This is a genomic window from Saccharopolyspora elongata (genome assembly GCF_004348985.1).
In the GTDB taxonomy this organism is placed as follows: Bacteria; Actinomycetota; Actinomycetes; order Mycobacteriales; family Pseudonocardiaceae; genus Saccharopolyspora; species Saccharopolyspora elongata.
In genome coordinates, this window is the sequence record NZ_SMKW01000195.1 from 1 (window position 1) to 2,753 (window position 2,753).

A 2,753-nucleotide genomic window follows, 5' to 3' on the forward strand; every position below is an offset into this window, starting at 1 on the left:
CCGAAAGTGCCTTCCGATCCACGCGACATCAGTGCTTCAGCAACTCTGATCATCGCAGGTCAGGAGGCACTTTCACTCATTAAACGTTGCTATCCAAGAACAATTCCTCGGTGCATCCAGGCTTAGCCCACCTACGCAGCTTGCACCGCAGCGGGTTCTCAGGGGGCTTCTCGCGAGGACAGCCCCGACGTGGTGAATTGGTCATTCATGAGTCGGGGATCCCACAGCGAGAAGGCGCCTGAGGTTCCGCTACCCGCACCGCCACGCAAAACGAGGTTGGAAAACCCTCACTCCGGTCCGGCCGGTGATAGGCATTGCTTATCGGCTGGTAGGGGACTCCGCTTTGACCGTTCGGGCCCGATATCGGAAACTGGTGGGAGACCGGGATTTCCGCATCGCCGAGAATTGCGAACAGCACGAGGCGTTCCGTCGGCGGTGCGCCGGGCGGGGAACCAGATGAATCTCGTTGCACGAATCGGTGCCGAGGCGACCGCGAAGAGCTGGGCGCAGGCGCGGGACACCGCCAGGGACGCCGCCGGGGAGCCGTTGCCCGCGGTTGCGCGCGAGCTCGCCGACGCGCTCGGCCACGCACTCGCCGAACCGCTCGTCGCGCTCACCGACCTGCCGCCGTTCGACACGTCCGCAATGGACGGTTGGGCCGTGGCGGGGCCGGGGCCGTGGCGGCTCGGCGGCACCGGCGTGCTGGCCGGCGGGCGGCCGGAACCGCTGGCGGAGGGCACCGCCGTGAGCATCGCGACCGGCGCCGAGTTGCCACCCGGCCCGATCGCGGTGCTGCGCAGCGAGCACGGCGAGGTGGAGAGGTCGGCCCGGATCCTGTTCGACCGCGCGCCGAGCCCGCCCGCCCCGGGCCGCGATGTCCGGCCCCGGGGTCAGGAATGCCGCTCAGGCGAGCCGCTGCTGCCGGCCGGTACGACGGTCACGCCCGCCGTGCTGGGCCTGGCCGCGGCGGCCGGGTACGACAGGCTCGTCGTCCACCGGCGCCCGACGGTGGAGGTGCTGGTCCTCGGTGACGAACTGCTGGACTCCGGCCTGCCCCGCCGCGGCGCGGTCCGCGACGCGCTGAGCCCGCTGCTGCCGCCGATGCTGCAGTGCGGCGGTGACGTGATCGGCCGGCGCCGGATCGCCGACGACTTCGAGCTGCTGCACGACGCGATCCGGCACTCACCGGCCGACGTCGTGGTCACCACCGGCAGCACCGCCGCCGGTCCAGTCGACTTCCTGCACGCAGCGCTCGCCGAGACCGGCGCCCGGCTGCTGGTCGACTCCGTCGCCGTGCGGCCAGGTCATCCGATGCTGCTCGCCGAGCTTCCGCCAGCCGCGGACGGGCGGAATCGCCGGCTCGTCGGGCTCCCCGGCAACCCGCTCGCGGCCGTCGCGGGAACGGTGACGCTGGCCTTGCCGCTGCTGCGTCGTCTGAGCGGTCGGCCGGACGCGGAGCCGCGACGCGTCGAAGTCTCGGTCGAGCTGCCCGGACATCCGCGAAGCACCAGGCTGCTGCCGGTGCTGGTCCGCGAGAACGCTGCCGCGCCGCTTCCCTTCGACGGTCCCGCGATGCTGCGCGGCCTCGCGCTCGCCGACGGCCTCGCGGTGGTCCCGCCCGGCGGTCTGCCCACTGGCTCCACTGTGGACGTACTTGAGGTGCCGCGACCGTGATCACCCGGCGGGCTGCGGCGCCTCCACGGTGACCGAGGTCGGCTCGGGGCTGAACGGGGCTCGTTCGAAGCTGCGGAAGATCCTCGCCGATCCTGGAATCACCCGGATCGTGGTGGAGCACCGTGACCGGTTGACCCTCTTCGGTGTCGAACACCTGCAAGTAGCCTTGTCCGCGACCGGTCGTGAACTCGTCGTGCTCCAATCCGATGAGGTCAGTGGCCGAGACGGTGTTGCAGGCGTACCGGTTCGCGCTCGACCCGAACCCGAGCCAGGAGCAGGCGCTCAGGTCGCAGCGGTGGCGCCGCGCTGGCGGACCCGAAGGCGCGCGACCGCCTCGACCGGATGGAGCTGGACCTGCTGGACCGGGTGTCGGCGAGGGTCCGCGACCGGATGCCCGATCGCATCCCGGCGGACTGGGGGCTGAGCCACGCCGACCTCCACCGCGGCAACCTGGTCCGCACGCCGGGCGGCGACACGGCGGTCATCGACTTCGACGACTGCGGCTGGGGCTACTACGCCCTCGACATCGCCACGGTGCTCTCCTCCGTGCTGCGCGTCTGCGACGCGCCGTCCTACGGCCGGTTCGCGGCGGGATACCTGCGCGGATATCGCGCGGTGCGCGAGCTGCCGCCGGCGATGGCCCGGTTCGACGAGTTCCTCGTCATGCGCGACGTGATCATCCTGAACTTCGTGCTGAGCTCGGCGAACGAGGCGGTCCTGAGCTGGGGACCCGGCCGGGCGAAGGGGATCTTCGACCTGATGCGGACCTATGCGGAAACCGGGGAATACGCCGGTCACCTGGACCTCGCCTGCTAGAGGATCGATTCCTGGCGGTCACAGGCGATGGCCGTCTTGGCATGCCTCGACGCCCTTGCCGGCGAGGATCATGGACACCCTTCGCCCATGTCCGGCGCACAGTCCAGCCGGGACTTCAGCCCCGATCGGCTAGGCGCAATGCCGGTCGTTTAAGTGATCTTGGCTGGTCGAGGTCGGTGTCCGGTCTTGCTGGGTGCGGTGATGACGGCCGCTGAGGGGGATGGCCTGCTGTCCTGGCGCTGCTGGCGGTGGCGTGCCCGTTT

2 protein-coding genes and 1 pseudogene are annotated in these 2,753 nt (G+C 70.5%); all 3 read left to right on the forward strand.

The window, feature by feature from the left end; translation table 11 throughout:
* Window positions 1–456: 456 nt before the first annotated feature.
* Complete coding sequence (locus tag E1288_RS46200) at window positions 457–1,674, forward strand: molybdopterin molybdotransferase MoeA (protein ID WP_132495665.1); 1,218 nt, start codon at window positions 457–459, stop codon at window positions 1,672–1,674.
* Between the two features lie 28 nt (window positions 1,675–1,702).
* Window positions 1,703–1,888 (forward strand): annotated as a pseudogene (locus E1288_RS48465) (IS607 family transposase); the annotation flags it as partial.
* A gap of 92 nt (window positions 1,889–1,980) precedes the next feature.
* Window positions 1,981–2,490 (forward strand): phosphotransferase enzyme family protein, encoded by a 510-nt coding sequence (locus E1288_RS46210; protein ID WP_268952044.1) that lies wholly within the window; start codon window positions 1,981–1,983, stop codon window positions 2,488–2,490.
* Window positions 2,491–2,753: the final 263 nt, after the last annotated feature.

Bases quoted from the DNA above. Each gene is read 5' to 3' on its own strand.
- E1288_RS46200 (WP_132495665.1), top strand. From the start codon at position 457: ATGAATCTCGTTGCACGAATCGGTGCCGAGGCGACCGCGAAGAGCTGG.